Raw genomic sequence first — 25,081 nt, 5'->3', positions numbered from 1 at the left:
CCCGGTCAGCCGGGGAAAAAGTACCGCAGCGCCATCATGGCGGCAACCCCGGTGATGACCGTTCCAAGCAAGCTTCGCGTCAGAATCGCAACCGCGAAAGCGGGAACGGCCGCAAGCCACTCGATATTCGCGGTGAGCGGAACCCACCTGCCGTCCTCCAGAAACAGCTCTTGGCCGATTAATGCGGCCATGACCGATATCGGCACATATTGCAGCCAGCGGATGATCCAATCCGGCAAGGCCATCCGGCTCAGCAGCATGAGCGGCAGAACTCTCGGGATAAACGTGACGGCCGCGGCGCCGGCTATGATAACGAGAATGCTCCATCTTATTTCCATTTTTCGATCACCAATCCTACTGTAGATGCAAGTAAAGTCGCTGCGATAACCCCGATATTCGCTCCATACAGAATGGAGACGACGATTGTAACGACAACTGCGCTTATCGCTACAACGGTGTCCCGCAGCAGCTTGTTCCGGCTTGCCATCGTCAGTACGAGCAGCCCGATAAACATGCCGGGCAAGGCGAAATCGAGGCCGTACGTTTCCGGATCGGCGATCCATTGGCCCAAATAAGCGCCCGCTATATTGGCGGCAATCCAGTTCAAATAGGCCGTTACGTTCAAGCCGTGCATCCATTTTTCACTGATCCGCTTGCGATGGATCGCCTTATTGATCGCAACGCCGAACGTCTCGTCCGTCAGAAGGGCCCCAACCAGCATGTTCCGAAGCGGCGTCAGATGCCGGAAATAGGGAGAGAGCGCCGCGCTGAGCAGAATATGGCGCAGGTTCACGAAAAACACGGTCGCGATAACGGCTGTGGCCGGCATGCTGGCGGCGATCATGCCGGCCGTTATAAATTGGGCGGAGCCGGCGTACAGGAGAATCGAAATAAGCGCGATTTCGGCTACGCTCATGCCAGCCGTCTTTTCGACGACCCCCGCGGCGAGTCCGATGCTTAAGTAACCGAGCAGCGTAGGGACGCACTCTTTTACCCCTTGAAGAAACGTATCCTCCCTCTCTGTCTTTTCGGCCTTCTGGCCCTGATCCGGAACGGCTTGTTTGACCGCAGCTTGTTCCCCTCTCATCGACTTCCCTCTCCTTGCTCAAACTCCTCCAACCTTCTGCCCGTTACAACATGGAAAAGATCGGGCCTGCCGCGCCACAACGCTTCTACCCGTTCCGCCCCAAGCGCTTGGGTGGCCTCCGCGAACATGATATCGTGCCGGATGTATTCCACCGCGACCAGCACAAGCGCCGGGTCTGTCGTCTTCACCGCCCAAGCCGTCGTATTCGGAGCGAAATTGGCGATGAGCACCTCCTCTTTGTCTCTTGCGGCAATGGTAAGCCGACCTCCCATCCGCTCCTCGGCTACCTCCGGCGGCATATAATCGTGATGGAAGGTCGCCCCCAGCTCGGTATCCGGGCTTCCGAACAAGACGGAGAAGACCGGTACCCCTTCGTTCACGCGCTCCATCACGGCCTTTTGAATGGGAGCGACCTGACTGTCCCATACCGTCAGCCATAGCTCTTTCTCCGCATGGGCGATCAAATCGGCCATCTCCGCTATCACCGGCTCGTCGCCGCTGATCCGCCGAATGAGATCCACCTCCCGCTCGCTCCCGAGGGCGGACAGACGCCTTTCCACATAATCGAAGGACTGTTCGAACTGCTTGCGCAGCCGCCCGATCAAATCTTTGACCGCAAGCGGCGAGTAGGTCACAGGCTCCGAAGGAATCGTATAGACGGCCCCCTTATCGACAAGCTTGCCGAGGACCTCGTAAATCATCGAGCGCGGGACGCCCGACCGTTTGCTTATTTCATAGCCGGTCATCGGATCATGCTGCAGCAGTCCGATATAAGCTTTGCATTCGTAAAGAGAGAATCCGAACCTTTGAAGCTCCTTATAAATATCCTCCATCTCGGCGGCCTCCATAGTAGTTAGTGTTATACTCACTATAGAGTCGAGCGTGTTTTGTTGTCAACCGCCGATTGAAAATAAAAAAACCGCCCAATCTGGACGGTCTGCCGCATCTGTAAAAAAACAAGAACCGTGAATGGTTCACGACTCCCGTTCTTCTATCTATTTAGAAGCAAAAGAATGCTAGCGGGCCTGTTAAAACGCGCACAAGCCTGACATCCGGCTGCCCCGATCACGCCAGTTCCTTCACCATCAGCACCTGCTCCATCGTTTCGGCAAAACCCATCCGCTCCAGCACGCCGAGAAGCGCGTCCTCGGAAGACGAGATGTTGAACGCGCTCCGGCTGCAGTCAAGCTCCGGCTGCCATATTTCCCGCAGCGCAGCCAGCAGCACGGCTTCCCGATCCGTGCGCCCCGGAGCCGCCTCGCAGCGGAACAGCACAATGCCGGCCAAGCGGCCGTTATCGTCGTATCTTCTCCGAATGAGGCCGAAGCCTACGGCTTCCTCTCCGTCGCGCACGAGAATGCATTCGCCGTCCTTTAAGCTTGGCAGTCCGGCCTGCCATATCTCGCCTTGGCGGTACCAGGAAAGCGCGGCGGCTTCTGCCGCAGGTCCTCTGCTCACCGTATAAGATGAGCCGCCAGCCCCCGCCTCCGGCGAAATCGCGGCGAACCGTTCGCCGGACAGCAGCTTCAGCCGGTCGGCGATCCGGTAGCCTTGTCTTTCATACAGCCGAATGGCCGGCTCGTTCCGGCTAATCGCCTCCAGCACCGCCCGCTTCGCTCCATATTCCTTGTACAGCTCCTCGTTCCGTTCCATCATCGCCTTGCCGATGCCGGAGCGGCGGAATTTCGGCACGATTGCCGTGCCGGCGTTCCTTGCCTGCATCTTTCCGTCGACCTCGCGAAACGCGTTCATCACGATTCCCGCCCGCTCGCCGTCCACATAACAAGCCAGCGACCGTTCAAGCGACAGCCCTTCGGCCGCGACGCGGGCGATGAACCGGTCCAGCGGCATCGAAGCGTCGACGAAATAACCTTCAAACGCCGCATTCCATAGCCCGGACACTTCCCCGATCGGCAGCTCGTTTAAAAAACGATACGTAATCATGTCGTCCCTCCCGCTGTTCGATAACCGTTTTGTTCAACCTCAAGCAAGCCCGATGCCGCTTGAAGCAAAACAGGCCGGCACCCGAGAATTTTCTAGGATGCCGGCCTGCTCTTGCTCATCCGGATCTATAATTATCCGCGTTAAGGATTAAAAGCTTTTATCGTTAACGCCGTTAAGCCATTGCTCGATGCTGCCGATCACGGAAGTGACGCAGCCCTCTTCGAACGGCGAGATCAAGCCCGCCACCTTTACCAGCTCGGTGAACGACAAGCTGCCCCCTTGGCGGCACAGGTTCAAATATTCGTTCCAGGCGGACTCGCGGTCCTCGTGCATCTTCTTCCAGAACTGGAAGGCGCAAATTTGGGCCAGCGTATAATCGATGTAATAGAACGGCGTGTTGAAAATGTGCCCTTGCCGATGCCAATAGTTGCCCCGCTCCAAATAGTCGTTGTCGCCGTAATTGCGGTGCGGCAAATATTTGCGCTCGATGTCGCGCCAAGCCTGCTTCCGTTCGGCCGGCGTCGCCTCCGGGTTGGCGTACACGAAATGCTGGAATTCGTCGACCGAAACGCCGTACGGGATGAACGTAAGCGCGCTCGCCAAATGCGCGAAGCGGTATTTGTCCGCGTCCTCCTTAAAGAACAAGTCCATCCACGGCCAGGTGAAAAACTCCATGCTCATCGAATGGATCTCGCACGCTTCGTAGGTCGGGAAGCTATATTCCGGAACCTTAAACTTGCGGCTTTCGTACACCTGGAACGCATGTCCCGCTTCGTGCGTCAGAACGTCGATGTCGCCCGAGGTGCCGTTAAAATTGGAGAAAATAAAAGGCGAGCCGTATTCGCTGATATAAGTGCAATAACCGCCGCTCCGCTTGCCTTTTTTGCTGACCAGATCCATCAGCTCATTGTCTTTCATGTATTGGAAAAACGCCTTCGTCTCCGGCGACAGCTCCGTATACATCCGCTCGCCGCCCGCCACGATCCATTCCGGATCGCCCTTCGGCAAGGCGTTGCCCGACTTGAAGTTGAAGCCCTCGTCGTAGTAGAGAAGCTCCTCGACGCCGATCCGCTCCTTCTGGCGCGCCTTCAGCCTGGTCACTGCGGGGACGATCGATTCCTCCACCTGCTTGCGGAACGCCGCAACCATGCCGGCATCGTAGTCGGTACGGCTCATCCGGTCGTAACCGAGCGCGACGAAATTGTCGTAGCCGAGCTTCTTCGCGATCGTCGTGCGCACCTTGACAAGATCGTCGTAAATGCGGTCGAGCTTCCCCTCGTTCTCCAGCAAAAATCCGGTGCGAGCTTCCTCCGCCCGCTTCCGCATGTCGCGGTCCTTCGACTGGGCGAACGGCGTAAGCTGCGGCAGCGTGCGCTCTTCGCCTTCGAACATAATTTTGGCCGAGGCGATCAGCTGCGAATATTCCGTCGTCAGCTTGTTCTCCAGCTGCAAATCTTCAATGATTTCCGGGCTGAACGTCTTCAGCGACAGCTCGGCCAGACGGAACAGCTGGGTTCCCCACTTCGCTTCCAGCTCCGGCCGGAACCTGGAATGAACCAACGCGCGGTAGTAGTCGGTCACATATTCTTGCACAATAGGACCCGCCTCGTCGAAAAAGTCCTGCTCCGCCTTGTAGAAAGCGTCCGTCGTATCGATCGAATGGCGAACGGAGGCGATGGTGCTCATGGTGTCGAATTCGCTCCGAAGCTTGTTAATGCGGCTCATTGCTTCGTCCTGCTTCTCGTAGCTGTCCGCCGCTTCAAACGCGGCCAGCTGCTCCTTGAGCTTCTCCCCGAACTGCTTAACGTCGGGACGTTCATAGCGATATTCACTGAATTTCATACCGACACCTTCCCTCTCCTCATTCTATCGGTTCTCTCAATGCGTACTCCTATCCATTATATACCAAGTGCCCCTAAAACTCTATCCTTCTTCTCGGCCGGCGGCCGGACCCGGTTGCATATGGTTTTACAGGCAAACAATGCTATAATAAGCCGGAAGCGCATGCTGTCGCTGCGACGATTGGTTCGTCGCGATAACGGTTTACGAAGCCGCACAACTTAGAGCGGAAAGCTTCCGAAGCCGGCTATTGCTGCGAAGCAATCGCAGGGAAGCGGCAGCTCCACCAAACTCTCGGGAGGAAAACATGTCCATTCAAATCAGCTTTCAAGAAACGCCCAACCCCAACGCGGTAAAAGTGAACGCCAGCGCCGCGATTTTCGAAGGACCGTCCAGCATATCGCTCAAAAGCGGCGCCGCTGCGGACCATCCGCTTGCCGCCGCCTTGCTCGGCATTGAAGGCGTCGACAACATCTTCGGCATCCGCGATTTCGTGACGGTTACCAAAACGCCGGACGCGGACTGGGACGCGATTATTCCGCAGATCGAAGAAGCGTTCGACAACGTGTATGAATAACCGAGAAGGAGGGGCGGCAAGCCCCTCTTCAACTCCGCAACAAACGACGCTAACACCTTACATATTTGCGTTTAAAGCCAAGCTGCCCTCGAGCTACGGCCTTTTGAATATTTTCGGAAGGGACCGAGACGCTGCTTTTTTTGTTGTTTCTTCCGATTTCGACCGGGCCTACCGCCTTTGCGGTTTCCACGGCCTTATCATGGAGCGGCAAATAGGAAATCCCAACGGTGTAGATAAAATTACTCATCGCCGATTTCGTACGGTCTGGACATTCGTGAATCGTATTTCTCACCTGATCGAGCATGCCGGCCATCTTGCTTTCGCTGAATTCGCTGTCCGGGCGATTGCCCAGAAGCCAGCAGTAACAGCTCCAGCCCGCCGACATTCGAAGCTCTTCGCCGCTTGCGATCCATCTATCGGCAACAGCTTGCGCGAAATCAGTTTCCGACAACGTTACGGCAACCACATAATCGGACAGCATATAAAAATAAGCCGCATCCATCCAACGCTCGAAATCGGCCTCCGTCATCGCCATAGGGTCCGCAATAACGCCGGCGAAATACATGGCATCGTAGTTCCCGGTCGCGTAAAGCCGCTCGGCCAACGGCTGATTTTTCTTGATTTTCTTTGCGAGAGGTTTCATTGCGCCCGTAGCCACGCCAAATAGCGGCTCATGCGCGCCGTTGCTTATGTACGTTTTTTTGGTCCGTTCCTTGCCGAGCGCTTCCAGCTCCGCCATAACCGTTTCGAAATCCATCATGCTGCACATCCTTCCTTTTCAATTCTCGGTATTAAATGGCCTTCACGATTAAGCAAATGAAATAAGCGGCCGGCACCAGCACGAACTGCCCGAGCAGCGTGCCGAGGAACCGGGACACCATAAGCAGCGTATACACTTTGCCCAGCTTGTCCTTGGACGATTCGTCGCGCAGCGCTTGGTCCATTATAAGCCCGAGCTGGGGATCGATAAAAATCGTCAGCAGGACGGTCGCCACGCCGTTGATAATGCCGGACGCCTGCGACGCCGTCGTGCTGAACGCCGGAATGAGATGCGCCGCATAAAGCGAAGACATGACGCCCACCGTATAAAACGCGGTCACGACGATATTTAACGCTATAAACCGTTTCGGCACGTCCAAATAGCGGAACGAACGAAGCGAAACGAACGGCTTGCGGATATAGTGCCGCGTATTTTTGAGCTGGCCGACCGTGACGCTGGCAACAAGCCGGGGCAGCGAGCCCGCCACCTCCAGCTTGGCGATAATCCGTCCGAACAGCTGAACGAACGTCGGGAACAGCGCTATGGCGACAATCGTTCCGGCCGACGAGGCCAGCAGGATGACGCGCATAAACCCAAGCAAATCAAATGACGCGTCGATGCGGGCGTAATCGACGAACTTGGCGGTAAGCGGCGCCTGAATCAGGTTGGCCGTTCGCGATACAAGCACGATAATGCCCGTCAGCGACAATGCGACGGCTATTTTGTTCAGCTTAACTCCCGCGTACCGGATCGCGTACGACAACGTTTCCGCCGTATGGATAATCATCGTAAGCGCGCAAACGACGATCAGGCTTGTCAGCATCCTTCCCGCTCTTCCCTCCGTTCCAACATAACGCACGACCGCAGCGCCCGCGACCGTCTTGCCACGGTCACTTCGAGCTCATGCTGCAGCAAAGCTTGAAAAAAGCTTTTTTCCTCCTCCGGGAAAGGGAATTCGAAGATTTCGTTCTCCGTCATCAGATATCCGGTCCATATGCCGCGACGGCGGGAGTTGTCCATTGAGGTTAACGTGCCCCGAAGCACGATATCGTCTTTTTTCCATCGGTCGATGAGCTTCGTCCCGAACAGCCAGAAGAAAGATAAACCGAGCAGCCCTTCATACAGCAGCAAGCTATAATCCCGGTCGATAACCGCGTAAAGGGCCAGCGCCGCAAATGCCGCCGCGAACGAGATTTCGCGCGGATGCAGCTTATCGGCATATTCAAATTCAATGCGCTTCATCGGGTTTTCTCCTTCCCGCGATCATACTCGCCATATCTACCTAATTTATTCCATAGATCGCTGGAATACTCCTTTTCCGGCCGCTCAAGCCACGACGATTTTGTCTCCCGACTTTATTGACGAAACGTTTGATCGGCGAGAAAAAAAAAGCAGGCTCCCCGCGGCGCGGGGAATCTGCCGTATGATTCCGGTTTATTCAAAGGAACGCCGCGACGGCCAACTGCCTTGCAGCTTGCGGAGCTGAATGATTTGGCCGGTATGGTACGAATCGTGCATGATCAGGCTGAACGCCCATGTGCCCAGCGGGTGGGTCGGCAATTGTCGCTCGAAATCCTTTTTGTCATACTTCTCCAATAGGCTGCGAATCTCGCCATGCACGGCGGCCAGCCGGCTGACGGAAGCCGCCCACGCCTCTTCGCTGGGATCCGGCACGGCGAACGTGTCGTCGTTCGTCACGTCCTTCGGATAGCTTTCCGGCGTTTCTTCGCCTGTCAACCGTTTCAGAAACCTTTCTTTGTAGAAAATCAGGTGGTTCACGTTTTCCCAGATCGAATTGACCGCTTCCCCTTCCGGCTTCCAGCTTGCCTGCTCGGCCGTCACTCCGTTCAGCGCATCGCGCAAAGGCGGATGCCAGTCTTCCTTCTCGTACGCACAAGCCCATCCGTGCCGAATCAGCTCCATCTTGTTCATCGCGTTTCCTCCTTCAATTGTAACTTGTTAAATCATTTTTAATCGTTACATTCCACAATGTAACACATTTCCAGAAGTCTTTCAAGTAACTGGAAAACCGCAACTTTAGATGTTACACTAATGGAACGACAGACTGTTACAGGGAAGTGGCTCGGCATGTTATGGGACGATTACTTGAATACGATATGGCGCGATTGGAAAGGAAAGCTGGGGGAAAAGGACCGGCTGGACGAGCCTCAATGGCTCAAGCAATGGCTTGCGGAACACCGCTTCCCCGATCTTCCTTATCCCGATGCGCGCGAGTTGGCCGAGCTGAAACAATTCCGTTCCCTTCTGCTGCGCATCGTACGGACCTTAATCAACGGGGAGAAGATCGGCAGTGAAGACTTGATAGCCTTTAACGCCGTGCTGGCCGAAGGGCTTATTACCCGGCAGCTGGGCGGGGACGCCGAAGAGTGGAAACTCGAATACGTGCCTCTTCAATCGAATTGGAAGCAAGTTATGGCCGACATAGCCGCCGACTTCGCGGCCAAGATGGCGGACGGCGAGCCGGGCCGTTTGCGCATATGCGACAACCCGGACTGCTTATGGGTCTATTACGACGAAACCCGCAACCGCTCCAAGCGGTACTGCGACGATAAATTGTGCGGCAACCTAATGAAGGTGCGGCGGCACAGGGCGCGCAAAAAAGCGGAGGAGCAGCGTTAAGGCCGCCTTGTTGGAACGGCATCCCCTCTTCCGTCTAATCATGGGGCGGATTGCGCTCCGCCGCCTCCCGCCATTGTTCTTCCGTCCCTACAAAAAAACTAAGCTTGCCGGGTAACTTTTCAGTCGGACGGTTAGGTCCGCCGCTTCCCCCGGATGAAGCGTCCATGGACCGTCGGCACATCGGTCGGCAATTCGATTCGTCGTCCATCCTGCTCGGCATAATAAAGCTCCATGGGTCCCGAAGCATTTCGGCTGGAAGTCGCTATTTTTCCGGAAGACGGCACCTCATAGACGAAGGACCGTCCCTCTTTTTTTAAAGCGGGATAACCCGGTTGTTCGTAGACAACTTCGACCCATCCCGTAAACCCTTTCGGCAATATAAACCGATGGACGGGCCTCTCATCGCCGGCGGTTAAGAAGAGCATGCCTCCTGCCGCCGCGCAAACCGTTACGGCGAATGCAATATAAAACGGAATAAGGAATTTAGAACGGCTCGCCTTTTTCTCCATAATCGTTCCCCCTTCTTCGACGTCTTCCTCCCGCCGAATAGTTGAACACTGGGCGTTCACATTCGAATCGAGCCGAATTAAATCGGCTATGGTCGTTCCAAACACTACAAAGTATTTGGATCGATACACGGTTGTTCCGAATGCCAATTTCGGTCAACCGTAAACGATACGCGGATAACGCCAAAAAAGCGAGCCTGCCGGGAATCTTAACCTCTTCCAAGCGCTCGCTTTTGTCCTATCCGTAATAAAGGGATATCAGGCCTTTTTGTCCGCCGGCTCCTTTTTGCCGCTGCATTCGCTGCATATGCCGAGAAACTCAAGCCGGTGGTCCGACACGGTAAAGCCGAACTCGCGCTGTACCCGCTGTTCCAGCTCCAGAAGCCAGTCGTCCTTGATTTCCACAACCGATCCGCAATCCGTACAAATGAGATGATGATGCATATGAGCCTGCTCCGTGCCGCGCAGATCGTACCTTGCCACGCCGTCGCCGAAGTTCATTTTCTCCACGATATGAAGCTCATGCAGCAAATCCAGCGTCCGATATACGGTCGCCAGTCCGATATCCGGGTACTTGTCCCGAACAAGCATGAACACTTCTTCTGCGCTAAGATGATCCTTCTCGTTCTCAAGCAGCACCAATACGGTCGCTTCCCGCTGTCGCGTCAGCTTGTAGCCTTTGACGGCGAGCTGCTGATTGATTTTATCGATTTCCGCTTGAATGTTCATATGCTTCACCCCCATAGACTCGTTTCCGCTTCAATTTAGAATGATTCTAAATTGATAATACATGAATTTGCGCAAATAAGCAAAACGTATATTTTTCCCAAATGACGCGGCGGACTACCGCTCTCCGTCTCCCGCAGCGCCGCATAATTCCCGCACTGTTTCAATCAGCAGCCTTTTGGCCGTAGGCAAATATTCCTCGCGGCGGCGGCGGACGATGCCGACCTCGATATAAGGGTCGGCCAAACGGACCGGAAGCTTTAGCATATCGTCCGGCAAAGGCGTTGATTGCAGGACGACGCCAACCGCCGACAAGCGCGCGGCATATGCCGGAATAGCCGATATCAGGCTGACCGAATAGCAGAACGGGACCGCCGCGAATTTGGCGAGCTCGCTCTCCAGCCTTGCGTAATACATGCAGGTTCTGCCGCCGACGACGAACGGATGGCCGAACAGCTCCTCAAGCGCCAGCTCCCCGCGCTCCGCCAACGGATGCCGCTTGGACGCGATAAAGACGATTTCCTCTTTGTAGAGCGGTTCATAGTAAAACTCGTCCGAATTTCCCGTTCCCGCGCAAACGGCCATATCGACGTCTCCCCTGCGCAGGGCGGCGGACAGCGTCTCCGTATTGCCGGCCGCAATCTCGACGCGAAGCTTCGGCTTCAGTTCCCGGAACCGCTGCAGCGCAGACGGCAAGAAGCTGACTGCCGCCGACTCGATCGCCCCCAGCCTGATCGTGCCGGTTTCCTCCCGCATGAGCGCTTTTCCTTGATCCGCCGCATATTCCCAATGTGCGATCAGACTGTCGACTTCCTTCGCAAAGGCCGCCCCGGCCGGCGTCAGTTCAGCCTCCCAGCCCCGCTTAAAGAGCGGAAAGCCCAATTCCTTCTCGAGGCGCTGCACTTGATGGGTAATGGTCGATTGCGCGTAATTCAGCTTGGCCGCCGCTTTGGAGAACGTCCCTTCGGTTATGACGGCGCGAAACGCGGTCAACTCCTTCAAATCCATGAGACGCACCTTCTTCATTCGTAAAATCGAATTATCGGTTTAATATTTTCAATTATATAAATGAAGAAAGCTTATGTACAATGAATTTACCATGAATGGGAGGTGAACCGAAGATGCCATTCGTACGAATCAGCTATATGGAAGGGAAGCATGGCGAGGAACGGCTGCTCGCCGCCGGCCGCTGCATCTTGACGGCGCTCATTGAAGCCTTCCATATTCCCGAGGACGATTGCTTCCAAGTATTTCACGGCCATAAAAGGCACGAATTCGTCTATAGTCCTTCTTATTTGGGCGTGCTCAGGAGCGACGAGCTGCTATACATCCAAATTACGGCCAAGTCCGGCCGGACGGAGGAACAAAAGCGGCGCTTGTACGACAGACTCGCCGCTCTTTTGCACGAGCGATGCGGACTGCGGAAGGAGGACGTGTTCGTTCAGCTGCTTGAGACGGAATTCGCCGATTGGTCGTTCGGATTGGGCGAAGCTCAAATGCTTCGCTGACATTCGTTTTCCGGGCATTTCGTTTAAAATAAGTCCCCGGGAGGCCGCCTCGGCATCACGACGTTGAAGGAGGATGCATCCGATGACCAACAACAAAACAACCAGGGAGCTGCTGCGCGAATTTGCGCCTAAGCTCGCCGACTATACCGACACCGTGCTTTTCGGGGAGCTATGGCAGCGGAAAGAGCTGTCCCCCCGCGACCGCAGCCTTATTACTGTCGCCGCTCTGATTGCTTCCGAGCATACGGCCCAGCTCCCTTACCATCTGGAGCTTGCGCTGCATAACGGCGTCACGCAAGAGGAGCTGGCCGAAGCGATGACTCATCTGGCCTTTTACGTCGGATGGCCGCGCGCTGCAGCCGCCGTAACCGTTGCCGGCGAGCTATGGGCGGATTACGGCGACTCTACCGCCAATTAATCCGGCAACAAATAACCCCTTTGCCAAGCGGCAAAGGGGTTAAACGTTTAGGAGCGGAAGCGGCGGATTAGAACCGGGCTGCCCAGACGCATACCGGCTTCGACAACGCGATATGGCGGCCGGTCGATTCCAGCTTGCCGCTCTCCTTGTCGATGCGGAACACGACCAGGTTGCGGTCCGAATCGCGGTTGGCCGCAATCAAGTAGTCGCCGCCGGGAACAATCGAGAAGTGGCGCGGATGGCCGCCTTCGGTCGAAACATGCTGCACGACGGTCAGCTTGCCGCTGTCCCCGTCCACGGCATACACGACGATGCTGTCGTGGCCGCGGTTCGAGCCGTACAAATAACGGCCGTCCTCCGATATCGCAATTTCCGCGCAGCCGTTGTCGCCGTTGTAATCTGCCGGGAGCGTCGAGATGTTCTGCAGCTCGGAAAGCGCGCCGGATTCGGCATTATAGGCGAAAGCCGTGACGGACGAATCAAGCTCGTTAATGACGTAAACATAGCGGCCGTTCGGATGGAACACGAGATGGCGCGGACCGGCCCCGCGATGCAAAGCCGTAAAGCCGATCTGCTCCAGCTTGTTCGCGCCGCGGTCGATCGCATATGTAAACACCCTGTCGGTGCCCAGATCCGACACGAGCATGAAGCGGCCGTCCGGGCTGTAAAAGGACGAGTGCAAATGCGGGATGTCCCGCAGCGAAGCATTTTCGTTAACGCCTTCGTGCTGCTTCTCGTCCAAGAGGCTTCCGATTTCGCCGTTCTCCGTAAGCTCTACCAGGCTGAGGATCCCCTTATGATAGCTTGTAAACGTCAAATAGCGGTCGTCCGGGCTTTTCTGAATGTGGCAGGTCGGACCCGCCGAAGCGAACCCGCGGCTCGTTTCGGTTAACGATCCCGTCTTCGGATCGATCGCATACGCGATGGCGTCACTCGCCTTCGAGCCGTCCTCCGCCGCGATCTCCGCGAGCGCGTACAGCTTGCGCTTCGGCGCGTCCAAATGAAGGAAGGTCGGATTTTTTAATCCGCCGACCGCATCCAGTGCGATAAGCTCTCCCGTGCTTTCGTTCAATTCGAAAGTGTATACGCCGTCGGCCGAAGCTTCCGCGTACGATCCTACAAATACCAGCATGCGTCCGTTAGAAACTGACATGATGTTATACCCTCGCTTTGCATTCGATTAATTATATTGTAATTGTAGCATTCATTCGATAAACGGGCAAAACGGTTGAACGGAGGCGTCCCTGGCGAAACGGCTTCGTCGTCCCGGCGAAAGGCCGGCCGTTCGCTCCGGAAATAAACCGGCATGCAAAAACAAAACCTATTGTTATATTGTCATAATTAGGAAGGAACTTCTAAAAATCGTTCCGGGCGATATATCAACGCGAATGCGATCATGCTATAATGATTTTTACCGATGCCTTCGTATCAAGGCTGCAGCGGTAAAGCGGATATTTGCCCGCGCCAAAGCGAAAATTCGATTCACAAATGAACCGTTTGTATTATGTTAACGGTAACAATTGTCGATATAATAGAAGAAAGCTGTCAAACCGGCTGTTTCCGTGTTTGGACAGGTATTCATTTCTAATGCTTGCACGCTGTGCAAACGGTAGAAAACGATTTGGGAGAGGTAAGAGCATGTTTGCGAAGCGGCTAAAAGAACTGAGGAAAAAGCGGAAATTGACGATGCAGGAAGTGGCGGATTTCGTCGGCGTGGCCAAAAGCACGTATGCCGGCTACGAATCCGGCTACAGGCAGCCTACGATCGAATCGATCCAGATCATCTCGAAAAAACTGCATACTTCGGCCGATTACTTGCTCGGTTTGACCGAATCGCCCGATCCTCCCGAGCCAAGCCACAATGCGAAAGAATATCTCAATTACGATCAGCTCCATTGGGACGGCATCCCGCTGGAGAAAGAAGATATCGAATTGATCCGCAGCTTGCTCGACCGCGTCCTGCGCGACCGGTCGAAGGAATCCGGCATTCCGTCCGAGCCGGATGCAATCGAATTGCGTCCATCCGTCCGGGACAACGATTACGCATAAAAAACTTTGCCGCCCGCGTCCGCCGCATGCTTGGGCAAGCATTTACGGCAGACACGGGCGGCAAAGCGCCGCGGCGGAAACGCGAGTGACGTTCGCGTTTCCGCCGCAGGCGTGTCATATGGAATAAATACTAGGAGTCGTATACATCGATGTCTACGAGCTTGCCGTCAACGTAAGTAAAGTCCATTTTCGTAACGCCTTGTCCCGCCATCGTTTCGGAAATATGCAGCACCTCTACGGACGGAGCAGTCCATTGTTTTTTCTCCATGGTTTTCACCTCCTTTCAAGCGCTTCAAGCGCTTTTTTTTCATTCCAGCCTTTGCAGAAACCGATAGGCAATCAGCGCCCGCATCAGCACTTTCAGGTTCGGGTCGTCCGCCTGCTCCGGCTTGACGCCGGAACGGGTACGGCTCATCGATTGCTTCACCTGCTCCACGTCCAAGTAGCGGGCAGCCCGCTCGTCCCGGCAGAGCCGATCCAGCTCCTCCCGAATAGCCGGCCATTGCGGCCTGATCCGGTGCACCCAGTCCATCCCTTGAATGCCGCGGGTCCGCTGGTTCAAGCGAACGCTGTCCGGCAGCAGCCCTTCCGTCGCTCTCCGGATCAGCGCCCGCCCGAAGCCGTCCTTGACGTATTGCTCGACCGGAATGGCCAGGCAGAATCGGATCAGGCGCGCATCGCTGGTCGCGTCCCGCTCCCAAATGCCCAGCCGGTACGACGCCTTTGCCGCAATCGTACCCTGCATGCCGAGGACGGACAAATTATTGAAATAGTTGTCCCGGTCCTTCATCAGGTCGTACTCCGCAGGCTTTAAGCCGACATCGAAATCCGCGAGCTTCTCGAACACGCCCGTGCGGCTGCCGAACGACGGCGCGATGATCGGCGGCACGTCCGGCGCGAAGTCTCCGCCCTTGTCCGGAAACGCCTGCCGCTTGACCGCGCGCGCAATCCGTTTGCGGCTCGTGCCAAGCTGCTTCCCGCACAGCGTCATTTCCCGGTATAGCCGCAGCCATCGAAGCTTTTTCAGCAGCATGCCGTAGTACGCGACCGTCGAGCCCCAGGAGACGGAATAGTTGCCTCTCGCTCCCGTGAGCAGGACGCCTACCCCTTGGCGCGACGCCTCCTCGTGAATGCCTTTAATCCAAAAGGCGTTTTCGAAGTTTTTGTAAGGCCCTTCGATCCGGTCGATCCATTCGTCGATTTCGGTATAAGAGCTTCTGCCCGCAAAATCGAGAAAGCTTCCCCGAATGTTGCCGATATAGTCGATGACCGTCCGAATCGCCGGACTTTCGTCCGCCTGCACGCTTCTTGGCGTCCAATCGACGAAATCGGGCTCGGGCACGTAGCTGTAAGCTTGCAGGCTTCTGCCCTCCTGCGCAAGCAGCCGGGCGGCCAACGCGGATACCGAGCCGGAATCGAGCCCTCCGCTGAGCGTAACCCCCACCGGTCTTACGGTCCGGAGCCTGGCTCTAACCGCTTCCCGGTAAATGTCCCGGAACGCCTCCACGTATTCGCCGTCGGAGCCGAGAACGATACGGTTCTCCGGCACGACGCTCCCGTATCGCCGCACGGCGAGCTTCCCGTCCGACCAGCGAAAAGCATGGCCCGGCGGCAGCTGCCGAATGCTCTCGTAATAGGTCGTATGCGGATCGACCGCATCCAGCAGCGTCGGGATGGCCAAATATTCGGCGAACCGCTCCTCGCACAGCTTCTTCCGCATCCCCGGCAGGGAGAACAGCGGCTCGATGACGCTGCAGAACGTGAAGCGATCCGGCTCGCTGCGGTAATACAGCGTCCGGCTGCCGAGCAAGTCTCTCGCCCCGAACAGCTGCCGATTATCCGCATCCCACAGGACGAAGGCGAAGTCTCCGATCAAGTAACGCGGCGCTTCCATCCCCCATTTCCGGTAGGCCAGGACGATCAGCTCGCTGTCGGTCATCCCGCTTCTCCGCTCCCGTTCTACCTGAAGCATGTCGAACAGCTGAACGCGGTTGTCGATAATCGCGTCGGCCACTATGGTTATCCCTGACGATCCGTCGCGGTACGGCTGCCGCTCGCGCACCGATTCCGGCGTTATCCGCAGCAACCGGCAGGCGAGCATGGCACGTTCGTCGTCCCAGGCATCGAAGCCGTCGCCGGGATAAGCCCGAATCGCCTCCAGCAGCGCTCGCGGGCCGCCGTCCGCACGGAGCGGCCCCTCCGTCTGCACCATTCCAGCGATTACGCTCATGCCATCTCATCTCCCGCCGGCACAGCCTCCGATTGATAGTTCAACAGCTGCCGGAACTTGCCCTTCGTCTCCTGCGACAGCTGCTGGTAGCCGCCCTGCTGAATAATCTCGCCCTGATCCATGACGATTACCTGATCCGCATGGCGGATCGTCGACAGGCGGTGAGCGATGACGATAATCGTCAGTTTGCCTTTCAGCCGCTCAAGCGCCTCCTGAATGAGCCGTTCGTTCTCGCTGTCCAGCGCGCTTGTCGCTTCGTCCAGCACCAGTATCGACGGGCGCTTCAAGATCGCTCTCGCGAGGACGATCCGCTGCCGCTCGCCTCCCGACAACCGGATGCCCCGGTCGCCGATCACGGTATCGAGCCCCTGCGGCAGCTTCCGCACGAACTTCTCGGAGGCCGAGAACTTCAGCGCCTCCCACAGCTCGTCGTCCTTGGCTTGCGGCGCCACCAGCTTCAGGTTGTCCCGGAGGCTGGCGTTAAACAGGAACGGATCCTGCGCCACATAGCCGATCGAGCTCCGGAGCGACCGAAGCTGCCGCTCCTCGCTCAGGACGGCCCCGTCCAGCAGCACTTCGCCCCGCTCGGGCTTGATGAGCCCCATCAGCATATCGATCAGCGTGCTTTTCCCTGCGCCCGACTTGCCGACGATCGCCGTCATCCGGTTCGCCGGAATCTTCACGTTAATATCGCGCAGCGCATAAGCGGGCTCGCTTGTATCGTACCGGTAATAAACACGCCTGCATTCGATGCCGTCCACCGGGAGACAGCGCTCTCCTTCGCCCGGCGAGCCGGAGCCTTCCAGTTCCCGGTCGCGGTCCGCTTCCTCCTGCAGCTTGCGCATCGCCTTGAAAGCGGGCAAGCTGGACGCCAGCTGCTCGATATTCGACTGAATGCCGATAAACCTCGGCCACAACCGCGAGAAAATCAGCACGATCAGGAGGAGCTGCTCGGCCGGCGTATGCAATACTTCCAGAGCCAAGTAGACAAAGCCGGCGATCAGCACGATCGAAGCGGCCTTGTACGTGAACTGGGAAAGCGAGTTGACCTTGATGAAGCCGACGACGTTGCTCTCCAGCTCCCTGCTCAGGTTGTCGAACCAGGAAAGATGCGAATTCTCCAGCCGGTTGCTCTTAATGTCTTTAATGCCGTTAAAATGATCGCTGATCCCCGCCATGAAGCTTTGGGACAGCTCCGTCGTCTTGTCGCCGATGCGTCCGGCCTTGCGGACGAACTTCCGGGAGAATACGGCGAGCAAAGCGCCGCTCCCGATGACGACCAACGTCAGCAGCGGGGACAGGAAGAAAGCGAGCCCGATCTGAATGACGGTGAACAGAATACCCGTCGCCATTTGCAGCAGCAAGGAGGTCCCGTAGCTGACCCGTCCGAGCTCGTTCACCATCACGTGGTGGAAATCGGACTTCCGCTTGCGCAGAAAAAACTCCCATTTGGCCCGCAGCAGCCCCCCGTACATCTCCATTCGGAGCGTACGCACGTAACGTTGCAAAATCCGGGTGTTTTGCACCGTCTGGAACCGCTGCAGAAGCGCCTGCCCGCCTACGATCAGCACGTATAGGCCAAGCACGAGCGGCAGGCTCAGCTCAATCGACAGCCCTTCCGCGAACGTCTCCAGCCCGGACAATAACGATATCGCGTCCGTATCGATCTGCAGCGCGCCGATAATGCCGAGCAGCGGAACGATCAAATAAATGCCGATGCCGTCCAAGCTGCTGATCGCGATCGTCATCGCCATATTCATATACAAGCGCCAGCCGGATGCTTTGCGCAATTTGTGAACGTAATGGAACAGATCCTTCATAAGCTAACTCCCGCCTGCGGACTTCCGGCCTCCCGGGCAGAGTCCGCTGTTAAGTGCAAGGCTTCTCGCGCGCCGCGCGGGCGGCTTATGCGCTTTTGCCGAATACCGCCACGACGGCGAACCGCTCGAGCTGCTCGTTCCCGGTCACGTAATACGAGCCGCTCCGCAGCCAAGCGTGCGCAATCATTTTGCCGGTGTCGTCGCGGCCGCTGCCCAAGTAAAGCGTGGACGCAATCCCTCGCCGCTCCAGCATCTTCATCGCAGCCACCGCCTTGACCAGGCATTGGCTTTCCCACCAGGTGACGCGGCTCATCGCATGGACGGCCTTCGACACCTGACGCAGAAGCAGCTCCTGCTCCGGCGTGCACGCGTAAGTCGTCTCCCGCATATGCTCGCCAAGCGAAGACGACACTTTGGCGAAAGGAAGCAGCTTGAACAGCCTCCCCCATGCCAAATAGAAATAAGCCTCGATATACATACGCTTCAGCTGCGCGGGATAGGACATAAACCGCCGGATTTTCCTTGCGGCCTTTCTCGCTTTCCGGTACACGGGCTACACCCTCTTCACCTGTACGAGCCCTTCGGATTCCATCTGCCCGAGAAACCGGCGAACCTGCTGCTCGCATACATCGGATTCGATATCGTACTCGGAGACGAGCCGGCTTACGATGGCGGGCACGGAAACCGGCTGCTCCATCAGCTCCCAGATCCGTCCCCCGATCGCGCCCAGATTGTAGTACTTGCCGTTTTGGATGCTCAGCATCACTTTTTCCCCGTTCATATCGCTTACCAGAAAGCCTTCCGACTGCGCGACAAGTTCGGTGACGGCATTGTCATTAACGCTCATAACGTTTTACCTCCCTAATGATAAGCTGACGATTTGGTTCACCAGGCTAAAGGCCGTAAAGCCGTTCGCCGGACGGCGAAGCTGGTATACCGGGAGCTGGGACGCAAGCCTGGCGATCGATTGAAAATGCCACTCGTTCAATTGGAGCAAGGGAACAAGCGAATTTCGGTACGTGTGAACGTTCAGCACATGAAGGGCTTCCAGAGCGGTGCAGGAGCGGATCTCCGGCTCCGGCTCCGAAAACTCCGACAGCTCGATAACGCCGGCTAGAGGCAGCGGCTCCAGATGAAACCGGGACCGGACCGGAACGGCATACTTGTTGACCCGTTGATAAACGCTGAGATATTCGCCGGAAGCAAGCCCCAGCTGTTCGATGCTTTCCTCCCACAGCTTCTGCTGCGGGTAGGAAGGATAAACCTTCGAGGCCTCTTGCGCATGGGAGACGGATACCGCAATGACATCGTCCGTCACTAACGGGTAGCCCGCGCTCGCGAACGCCGCGGCAAGCGTCGATTTGCCCGCGCCGGATTGGCCGACGATCGCGTAAGCCTTGCCTTCGATAACGACTGCGCTGCCGTGCAGAGGAAGGATTCCTCTCTGCATAAGAAGCGCCCCCATGCAGCTTCCGAGCAAATACAGCCTGATCCTCGCTTCTTCCGCTCCGGGCCATGGCGTTACTTCGACCCGGCTGCCGCCCGCAATCCGATAGAGGGCGGTTTCCGGCACCCGGAACCGCATCTCTCCATCCGCAGCTTCAAATCCTGCCGGCTCGCCGCTCGCTTCGAATTCGCATGATCTATGATTAAGTTCGATGTCGACATCGATCGGTGCATTCGTATTTTGCAGTTCGAACCCTTCGGGGAGAGCGATCCCGCTCCTCACGTTCAGGCCGAACAGTCGGTAATAATACAAGGAAATACACCCCGCTCTATTCAAAAATGGTATTCTTTACGACTACCTATAGTATTCGGGAGCAGTATTCCTTTTGGGTCGCAAAACGAGAATAATAAATTAAAAGAATCAAAATTTGTTCTCTAAACGCGAACTAATTGATAATATGCCTCCACAACCATAAAAACGGGCGAAGCGGAAAATAAAGAAAATGAAACGGCTTGGACAGCGGCAACTGCTGCCGGTCCTCGATATTCGGCTCCAAATGCTTGAGCAGGTACAACCATTTCTGTTTCGGCTTCATAAGCGACAGCGTATATTTCAAATACGGCCACACCGCGCTTTTTTCGGGAACCGGGTTAAGCTTTACGATTTTGGATATAAAAAACATCGCGTCTTGAGCGAGGCGCACCGCCTTCCTGCCGGTTGTCATCTGAAGCAATGCGCCGGGAATATCCGCCCGCAGCAATGCGGACGCGAGCAGAAACGCTTGCCCGGCGAATACTCTCCCGCCATGCTTCTTGAAATACCGGTCCGTCTCCTCGGCACGGATATGCGGAACGAGACGGGCGATGTCGACCAGCCAGCGAAGGCGGAACCACGCATGTCTGGCCCCGTGATCGGTCAAATAATAAAGAAGATCCTCTTTGCCGAGCGAATAGAACGACAGTCCCGCCACCGGAACGGTTTCCCGCCGCTCCCACAGCTGCGGGAACGTATGCTTGTCGACCGGATTCGGATTAAGCCGCCAATGGATTTCGACTTCGGCCCGGCGTTCCTTGTGCGAGAAGCTGAGATGATGGTACTTTCTCTTCCAGTTCGGATCGGAATCGTGCTTATCCGCGGCTTCATAACCAAGCCTCGCCATCGTCGCCTCCGCCAGCTCCACATCGTCCGGATCGACCAGAATGTCCAAATCCTTCGAAGTCCGAAGCGACAGATCGCCGTAAAGCTGAATCGCCAGCACAGGACCCTTCAGCTGGATCGACCGGATTCCGTCCTCCGCAAGCGCTCCGCTGATGCGGCTCATCTCCTTCGTCAGCTCCAGCATCTTGAAGGTGTTGCTATGATGATGATAGCGGAGCGTCTCCATCGTATCGGCAGGAACAATCGAAGCGAGGCTATTCAGTTTCAGATACACCGCCGGATAAACGCGATGATGCAGCGCCAGCTCCACAAAGGCGTTCCAATCCAAGGCCGAGGCATAACCCCGCGCCGTTTCCTCGTCTAAAGAAGCCGCGTCTTGCAACAGGAGCAGCAGAAAGGCCATTTCGCCGGAAAGACGGCTTACATCGATGTTCACTGCTTTATTCATGAGACAACCCCGCTATCGTTTAGATTACAGTTGCATAACCGGAATTTGCTCTTTGACGCCTTTGTTCAGGCTCGGGCGTCCGACGGAGTAATAGATGAAATCCGTTCCAAGCAAATCCTCTTCTTTAAACACGTTGCGTCCGTCGATCAGAATCGCCTGCTTCATGACGGACTGCAGAAGATTCAAATCCGCTTCCGCGAATTCGTCCCACTCCGTCAGCAGGCAAAGCGCGTCCGCATCCTGCGCGACATCAAGCGCCTTGTCGCACCAGACGACGCCTTCCTTGCCGTAATAGGCTTTGAAATTGTCCAGGGCGATCGGGTCGTAAGCTTTGACCTTTACGCCGTTGTCGGCCAAATACTGCATAATTTCCAAAGCCGGCGTATCCCGCACGTCGTCGGTATTCGGCTTGAAAGCAAGACCCCAAATGCCGATCGTCTTGCCCCGCAGCTCCCCGCCAAAGATCGTCTCCAGCTTGCGGATCACGTTCATCCGCTGGTCCTGATTCACTTCCACCACCGAACGGAGCAGCTTGAACTCGTAATCGACGTTGCCGGCGATCTGGATCAGCGCCCGCGTATCTTTCGGGAAGCAGGAGCCGCCGTAGCCGATGCCGGCCTTCAGGAACGAGGCGCCGATCCGCTTGTCGTAGCCCATCCCTTCCGCAACCTTCGTAACGTCCGCTCCGACCTTCTCGCAAATGTTGGCAATCTCGTTGATAAACGAAATTTTCGTCGCGAGAAAAGCGTTCGACGCGTATTTGATCATCTCCGCGCTGCGGATATCGGTCACGATGATCTGATCGGTAAGCGGCCGGTGCAGCTGAACCATCGCGTCAGCCGCCTTCTCGTTATCCGCGCCGATCACGATCCGGTCCGGATACAGCGTATCCTTCACCGCGGAGCCTTCGCGCAGAAATTCCGGCAGCGAGATGCTGTCGAACGGCTCGGAGGTGCGCGAACGGATCAATTCGGCTACCCGCTCGTTCGTGCCGACCGGAACCGTGCTCTTGATCGCGATAATTTTGTAGCCGTTCATCGCGTCGGCGATCTCGAGGGCGGCTTGGTTAATGTAGGTCAGGTTCGCTTCGCCGCTTGGCATCGGAGGCGTTCCGACGGCCAGAATGACGATGTCGGACCCGCGCACCGCTTCGTCCAGGACGGTCGTGAAGGCAAGTCTGCCTTCGGAGCGGTTTTTGTCCGCCAGCTCCTTCAGTCCGGGTTCGTAAATCGGAATTTTCCCCTCCAGCAGCATCTCGATTTTGCCGGCGTCCTTGTCGACGCAAACGACTTCATTGCCAAGCTCCGCGTAGCAAACGCCCGATACGAGTCCGACATAGCCCGTGCCGATTACCGTAATTTTCATTCTCTATCACTCCCGAATTTGGTTCGTAGCGGCCGTCATGCCGCCTTCGCAAATTTCCATGATCTCGTTCCAATCGAAGGCGAGTCTTACGATATCCTCTTCGATAAGCTCCGTCCCCGTCTGCACTTCGATGATTTCCATCTCGGTCTCCGCGCGCAAGCTGTGTCTGGCGGTCTTGCCGATCGTCAGCACGTCGCCGGCCCTTACCGGGAATTGCTTCCCGTTCAGCACCATGACCCCGTTGCCCGACACGATCGTCCATACCTCGTTGCGGAGCAGATGGTATTGATAGCTCAAGTTTTTGCCCGGCGAAATGATAATCCGCTTGGTCAACACTTCGTTGCCGTCCGGGTATTTCCAATAGTCGAGCACCCGGTAGGAGCCCCACCGGCGCTCCTCGCACATCGGCCGCTGGTCGGAATGCTTCATGACGTCCTTGATAAGCGGGCTAGCCGCTTTGTCCGACACGAGGATGCCGTCCGGGCTGGCCGCGACGACCACATTGGATACGCCGAGCAGCGTGATCGGAATGTCCAGCTCGTTAATGACGTGGGTATTGTCCGAGCTTTCGGCGATAATGCCTTTGCCGATCAGCGGGTCCCGAATTTCCTCCGTCAACGTGTTCCAGGTTCCGAGATCCTTCCACTCGCCGTCGTACGGTACCGCAACGATCCGGTTCGCCTTCTCGACGACCTCGTAGTCGAAGCTGTTTTTCTTCATTTTGCCGTATTGGCGCGCCATCTCCTCGTATTGGATCGGCAGTCCGTACGTGATAAGAATATTGATCAAGAAATCCAGCTTGAACGCAAAAACCCCGCAGTTCCAAAGGGCGCCTTGTTCGATCATGGCAGCCGCTTCTTCTTTGCGGGGCTTCTCGCGGAAGCTGTTTACATGAATGTACGTCGCATCTTTACCCGTTCCGTCTTGCGGTACGATATAGCCGTATTTCTCGGACGGATAAGTCGGCTTCACGCCCATCAGCGCCAAGTCCGCGCCCGATTGCTCGAGCACCTTCTCCAGTTCCTTCGTCTTATGGAAGAACGACTCTTCCACATACGGGTCGACCGGCATGACGACGACCGTCTCGTTCAGCGCGGCGCCGGCCACCGAATACAGATACGTCGCCGCAAGCGCGATTGCCGGATACGTATCCCTTCTTTCCGGCTCGACGATCACTTCGACTTCGCTGCCGAGCTGGCTGTAGATCATTTCGACCTGAGACTTGCTCGTCGCGATATAGGCGTCGCCGCCGAGCCCGGCGCTCGCAATCTGGCCCCAGACCCGCTGCACCATCGATTCAAGCTCGCCCTCCGAATTTTTCAGCACCTTCAAGAACTGCTTCGAACGGGAGTCGTTCGACAGCGGCCACAAGCGCTTGCCCGAGCCTCCGGACAGAAGTACGATTTTCATGCCGATCCCTCCTAAAAGTTTTTGTGAATATACACCCTATTAAGGGTGCGGAACAAAAAGCTTGCTTCGGAAGCATACGCTTAGTTTTTGTGAATATACACCCGATTAAGGGTGCGGAACAAAAAGCTTGCTTCGGAAGCATCTCGCTTATTTCGCGACCGAAGCCGGCTTCGAGCTTTGCCCTTCGACGACCAGGCTTGCGGTTTTGATCCCGCTTGTCCAGGTTTGATAATAATTCGAGTTTTTGCCGTACGAATTGTCGAGCAGAACGTTCGGCTTATCCATCAGGCAGGACAAAATATGGCCGTGCAGCCTCGACGTCTGCACGCTCCGGTAGCTGCCGAAACGCTTGATCGCTTTATTCACCAGATAGTCGGTGTACTTCGCCCAGATCGTGTGCATCGGAAGCCCGCTGCCCCTCTGGATCAGGCGGACGATCAGCTTGATCGACTTCTGCTCGAACCGGCTGTACAGCGATCCCCAGTCCAAATAATCGCCGCGGCCTTCCGCCTCCAGCCTCTCCTGCTCCTTCGTCTTCTCGATGTCGGTGCGAAGGAAGCACAGCAGCTCCTTGGCCGGGGTGCCCGCATGACGGATCGGCCACAATTGATGGGCCATATCGGGCGACAGATAAACGCAGCAGCGGTTGAACTTCTCCGATGCCAGCTTGAAGGACAACGTATCGCGGACGTACAGATGAACGTCCTTATGCTTGTTGAAAATTTGCGCCGTCCGGTCGAACTCCGACTCTTTCTTGTAGAAGATCGTCTGCGGCAGCATCACGATGCGGTGATGCGGATAGTCGGACACGATCTTCTCGCGGAGCCGCTGGTGCTGCGGGTACAGATCGCCGAAATTCCCTCCGCCGTGAAGCACGATAATATGATCTTTCGGAATGAGCAGCGAATCCGGGAAATCGAGCACGCTGTACCGGGCCCGGACATGAATGCCGTAATCTTTGAAGAAAGCCTCCGTCCCTTTCAGGATGAGCAAGTCGCCGCCGTTGCTGTGGACGGGAATATCGATATAATAAATATTCGAGCCCGGCGGTATGACGTTCAAAATTTGACGAAGCTCATTTTTCAGTCCGTCCATCGGGTGAGCGTTAGAGGTGCTTTGCATGTCTGGCCTCTCCTTTAGCATCGTTCT

The 25,081-nt window shown here is 56.3% G+C and carries 28 protein-coding genes; 5 read left to right on the top strand and 23 right to left on the bottom strand.

Going from position 1 to position 25,081, the window contains the following annotated elements; genetic code table 11:
• Positions 1-5: 5 nt before the first annotated feature.
• The 5 genes from ACFSW5_RS14475 to ACFSW5_RS14455 all read right to left on the bottom strand — a co-directional run bounded on the left by ACFSW5_RS14475 (position 6) and on the right by ACFSW5_RS14455 (position 4,873).
• Positions 6-338, bottom strand: a complete 333-nt coding sequence (locus tag ACFSW5_RS14475) for an AzlD domain-containing protein (RefSeq protein ID WP_379274309.1) — start codon at positions 336-338, stop codon at positions 6-8.
• A complete protein-coding gene (locus ACFSW5_RS14470) occupies positions 329-1,087 on the bottom strand; it encodes an AzlC family ABC transporter permease (protein ID WP_379274307.1) in 759 nt (252 codons plus the stop codon). Before ACFSW5_RS14470 ends, ACFSW5_RS14475 begins: the two co-directional genes overlap by 10 nt.
• Positions 1,084-1,920 (bottom strand): TrmB family transcriptional regulator, encoded by an 837-nt coding sequence (locus ACFSW5_RS14465; protein WP_379274305.1) that lies wholly within the window; start codon positions 1,918-1,920, stop codon positions 1,084-1,086. The genes ACFSW5_RS14470 and ACFSW5_RS14465 overlap by 4 nt, the downstream gene beginning before the upstream one ends.
• A 232-nt stretch (positions 1,921-2,152) precedes the next feature.
• Positions 2,153-3,031 carry a GNAT family N-acetyltransferase gene (locus ACFSW5_RS14460; RefSeq protein ID WP_379274303.1) on the bottom strand — a complete coding sequence of 293 codons (879 nt, stop codon included), beginning with the start codon at positions 3,029-3,031 and terminating at the stop codon, positions 2,153-2,155.
• A gap of 147 nt (positions 3,032-3,178) precedes the next feature.
• The gene (locus ACFSW5_RS14455; RefSeq protein ID WP_379274301.1) at positions 3,179-4,873 is read right to left on the bottom strand and encodes a M3 family oligoendopeptidase; all 1,695 of its coding nucleotides are present in this window, start codon (positions 4,871-4,873) and stop codon (positions 3,179-3,181) included.
• Between the two features lie 304 nt (positions 4,874-5,177).
• Here ACFSW5_RS14455 and ACFSW5_RS14450 point away from each other — a divergent pair, with 304 nt between their 5' ends.
• On the top strand, positions 5,178-5,447 hold the full coding sequence (locus tag ACFSW5_RS14450) for a NifU N-terminal domain-containing protein (RefSeq protein WP_379274299.1): 270 nt from the start codon (positions 5,178-5,180) through the stop codon (positions 5,445-5,447).
• Positions 5,448-5,496: 49 nt separating this feature from the next.
• On the opposite strand, the gene ACFSW5_RS14445 is transcribed toward ACFSW5_RS14450, so the two are convergent.
• From ACFSW5_RS14445 to ACFSW5_RS14430, 4 genes are all read right to left on the bottom strand, one after another.
• The gene (locus ACFSW5_RS14445) at positions 5,497-6,204 is read right to left on the bottom strand and encodes a DNA alkylation repair protein (protein WP_379274394.1); all 708 of its coding nucleotides are present in this window, start codon (positions 6,202-6,204) and stop codon (positions 5,497-5,499) included.
• Positions 6,205-6,238: 34 nt separating this feature from the next.
• Positions 6,239-7,030: a lipid II flippase Amj family protein gene (locus tag ACFSW5_RS14440; protein ID WP_379274296.1), complete on the bottom strand. Its 792-nt coding sequence runs from the start codon at positions 7,028-7,030 to the stop codon at positions 6,239-6,241.
• Complete coding sequence (locus tag ACFSW5_RS14435; protein WP_379274293.1) at positions 7,024-7,449, bottom strand: hypothetical protein; 426 nt, start codon at positions 7,447-7,449, stop codon at positions 7,024-7,026. Before ACFSW5_RS14435 ends, ACFSW5_RS14440 begins: the two co-directional genes overlap by 7 nt.
• A 192-nt stretch (positions 7,450-7,641) precedes the next feature.
• Positions 7,642-8,139 carry a DinB family protein gene (locus tag ACFSW5_RS14430; protein ID WP_379274291.1) on the bottom strand — a complete coding sequence of 166 codons (498 nt, stop codon included), beginning with the start codon at positions 8,137-8,139 and terminating at the stop codon, positions 7,642-7,644.
• 120 nt (positions 8,140-8,259) lie between these two features.
• Between ACFSW5_RS14430 and ACFSW5_RS14425 the strand changes: the two genes are divergently transcribed.
• On the top strand, positions 8,260-8,847 hold the full coding sequence (locus ACFSW5_RS14425) for a CGNR zinc finger domain-containing protein (protein ID WP_379274289.1): 588 nt from the start codon (positions 8,260-8,262) through the stop codon (positions 8,845-8,847).
• Between the two features lie 131 nt (positions 8,848-8,978).
• Here the strand turns inward: ACFSW5_RS14425 and ACFSW5_RS14420 are convergent, their stop codons facing one another.
• From ACFSW5_RS14420 to ACFSW5_RS14410, 3 genes are all read right to left on the bottom strand, one after another.
• Complete coding sequence (locus ACFSW5_RS14420; protein WP_379274287.1) at positions 8,979-9,356, bottom strand: DUF6843 domain-containing protein; 378 nt, start codon at positions 9,354-9,356, stop codon at positions 8,979-8,981.
• A gap of 255 nt (positions 9,357-9,611) precedes the next feature.
• Positions 9,612-10,082 carry a ferric iron uptake transcriptional regulator gene (fur, locus tag ACFSW5_RS14415; protein WP_379274285.1) on the bottom strand — a complete coding sequence of 157 codons (471 nt, stop codon included), beginning with the start codon at positions 10,080-10,082 and terminating at the stop codon, positions 9,612-9,614.
• Between the two features lie 114 nt (positions 10,083-10,196).
• Positions 10,197-11,087, bottom strand: coding sequence for a LysR family transcriptional regulator (locus ACFSW5_RS14410; protein WP_379274283.1), 891 nt, complete (start codon positions 11,085-11,087; stop codon positions 10,197-10,199).
• 113 nt (positions 11,088-11,200) lie between these two features.
• On the opposite strand from ACFSW5_RS14410, the gene ACFSW5_RS14405 reads away from it, so the two are divergent.
• Together ACFSW5_RS14405 and ACFSW5_RS14400 are read left to right on the top strand one after the other, a co-directional pair.
• Positions 11,201-11,587: a tautomerase family protein gene (locus tag ACFSW5_RS14405; protein ID WP_379274281.1), complete on the top strand. Its 387-nt coding sequence runs from the start codon at positions 11,201-11,203 to the stop codon at positions 11,585-11,587.
• Between the two features lie 82 nt (positions 11,588-11,669).
• Positions 11,670-12,005, top strand: a complete 336-nt coding sequence (locus ACFSW5_RS14400; RefSeq protein WP_379274278.1) for a carboxymuconolactone decarboxylase family protein — start codon at positions 11,670-11,672, stop codon at positions 12,003-12,005.
• A gap of 67 nt (positions 12,006-12,072) precedes the next feature.
• Here the strand turns inward: ACFSW5_RS14400 and ACFSW5_RS14395 are convergent, their stop codons facing one another.
• Complete coding sequence (locus ACFSW5_RS14395) at positions 12,073-13,158, bottom strand: lactonase family protein (RefSeq protein ID WP_379274276.1); 1,086 nt, start codon at positions 13,156-13,158, stop codon at positions 12,073-12,075.
• Positions 13,159-13,643: 485 nt separating this feature from the next.
• Here ACFSW5_RS14395 and ACFSW5_RS14390 point away from each other — a divergent pair, with 485 nt between their 5' ends.
• Positions 13,644-14,054, top strand: a complete 411-nt coding sequence (locus ACFSW5_RS14390; protein WP_379274274.1) for a helix-turn-helix domain-containing protein — start codon at positions 13,644-13,646, stop codon at positions 14,052-14,054.
• Positions 14,055-14,184: 130 nt separating this feature from the next.
• On the opposite strand, the gene ACFSW5_RS14385 is transcribed toward ACFSW5_RS14390, so the two are convergent.
• From ACFSW5_RS14385 to ACFSW5_RS14340, 10 genes are all read right to left on the bottom strand, one after another.
• Positions 14,185-14,322: a paeninodin family lasso peptide gene (locus ACFSW5_RS14385; RefSeq protein WP_379274272.1), complete on the bottom strand. Its 138-nt coding sequence runs from the start codon at positions 14,320-14,322 to the stop codon at positions 14,185-14,187.
• 39 nt (positions 14,323-14,361) lie between these two features.
• On the bottom strand, positions 14,362-16,284 hold the full coding sequence (locus tag ACFSW5_RS14380; protein WP_379274271.1) for an asparagine synthase-related protein: 1,923 nt from the start codon (positions 16,282-16,284) through the stop codon (positions 14,362-14,364).
• Positions 16,281-18,104 (bottom strand): ABC transporter ATP-binding protein, encoded by a 1,824-nt coding sequence (locus ACFSW5_RS14375; protein WP_379274268.1) that lies wholly within the window; start codon positions 18,102-18,104, stop codon positions 16,281-16,283. The genes ACFSW5_RS14380 and ACFSW5_RS14375 overlap by 4 nt, the downstream gene beginning before the upstream one ends.
• 85 nt (positions 18,105-18,189) lie before the next feature.
• Positions 18,190-18,609, bottom strand: coding sequence for a lasso peptide biosynthesis B2 protein (locus ACFSW5_RS14370; RefSeq protein ID WP_379274392.1), 420 nt, complete (start codon positions 18,607-18,609; stop codon positions 18,190-18,192).
• A gap of 48 nt (positions 18,610-18,657) precedes the next feature.
• Positions 18,658-18,951: a lasso peptide biosynthesis PqqD family chaperone gene (locus ACFSW5_RS14365; protein WP_379274266.1), complete on the bottom strand. Its 294-nt coding sequence runs from the start codon at positions 18,949-18,951 to the stop codon at positions 18,658-18,660.
• A 6-nt stretch (positions 18,952-18,957) separates the two neighbouring features.
• The gene (locus tag ACFSW5_RS14360) at positions 18,958-19,863 is read right to left on the bottom strand and encodes an aldolase (RefSeq protein WP_379274264.1); all 906 of its coding nucleotides are present in this window, start codon (positions 19,861-19,863) and stop codon (positions 18,958-18,960) included.
• A 133-nt stretch (positions 19,864-19,996) separates the two neighbouring features.
• Complete coding sequence (locus ACFSW5_RS14355; RefSeq protein WP_379274262.1) at positions 19,997-21,157, bottom strand: nucleotidyltransferase domain-containing protein; 1,161 nt, start codon at positions 21,155-21,157, stop codon at positions 19,997-19,999.
• Positions 21,158-21,181: 24 nt separating this feature from the next.
• Entirely contained in the window at positions 21,182-22,522 is a 1,341-nt protein-coding gene (locus ACFSW5_RS14350) for a UDP-glucose dehydrogenase family protein (RefSeq protein ID WP_379274260.1), read from the bottom strand.
• A 6-nt stretch (positions 22,523-22,528) separates the two neighbouring features.
• Complete coding sequence (locus ACFSW5_RS14345) at positions 22,529-23,932, bottom strand: sugar phosphate nucleotidyltransferase (RefSeq protein WP_379274258.1); 1,404 nt, start codon at positions 23,930-23,932, stop codon at positions 22,529-22,531.
• 147 nt (positions 23,933-24,079) lie between these two features.
• Complete coding sequence (locus ACFSW5_RS14340) at positions 24,080-25,054, bottom strand: polysaccharide pyruvyl transferase family protein (protein WP_379274255.1); 975 nt, start codon at positions 25,052-25,054, stop codon at positions 24,080-24,082.
• Positions 25,055-25,081 lie beyond the last annotated feature (27 nt).

Origin of the sequence: Paenibacillus thailandensis (genome assembly GCF_042685365.1) — a bacterium.
GTDB classification, from domain to species: domain Bacteria; phylum Bacillota; class Bacilli; order Paenibacillales; family Paenibacillaceae; genus Paenibacillus_AP; species Paenibacillus_AP thailandensis.
This window is presented reverse-complemented; position numbering and strand designations above follow the sequence as displayed.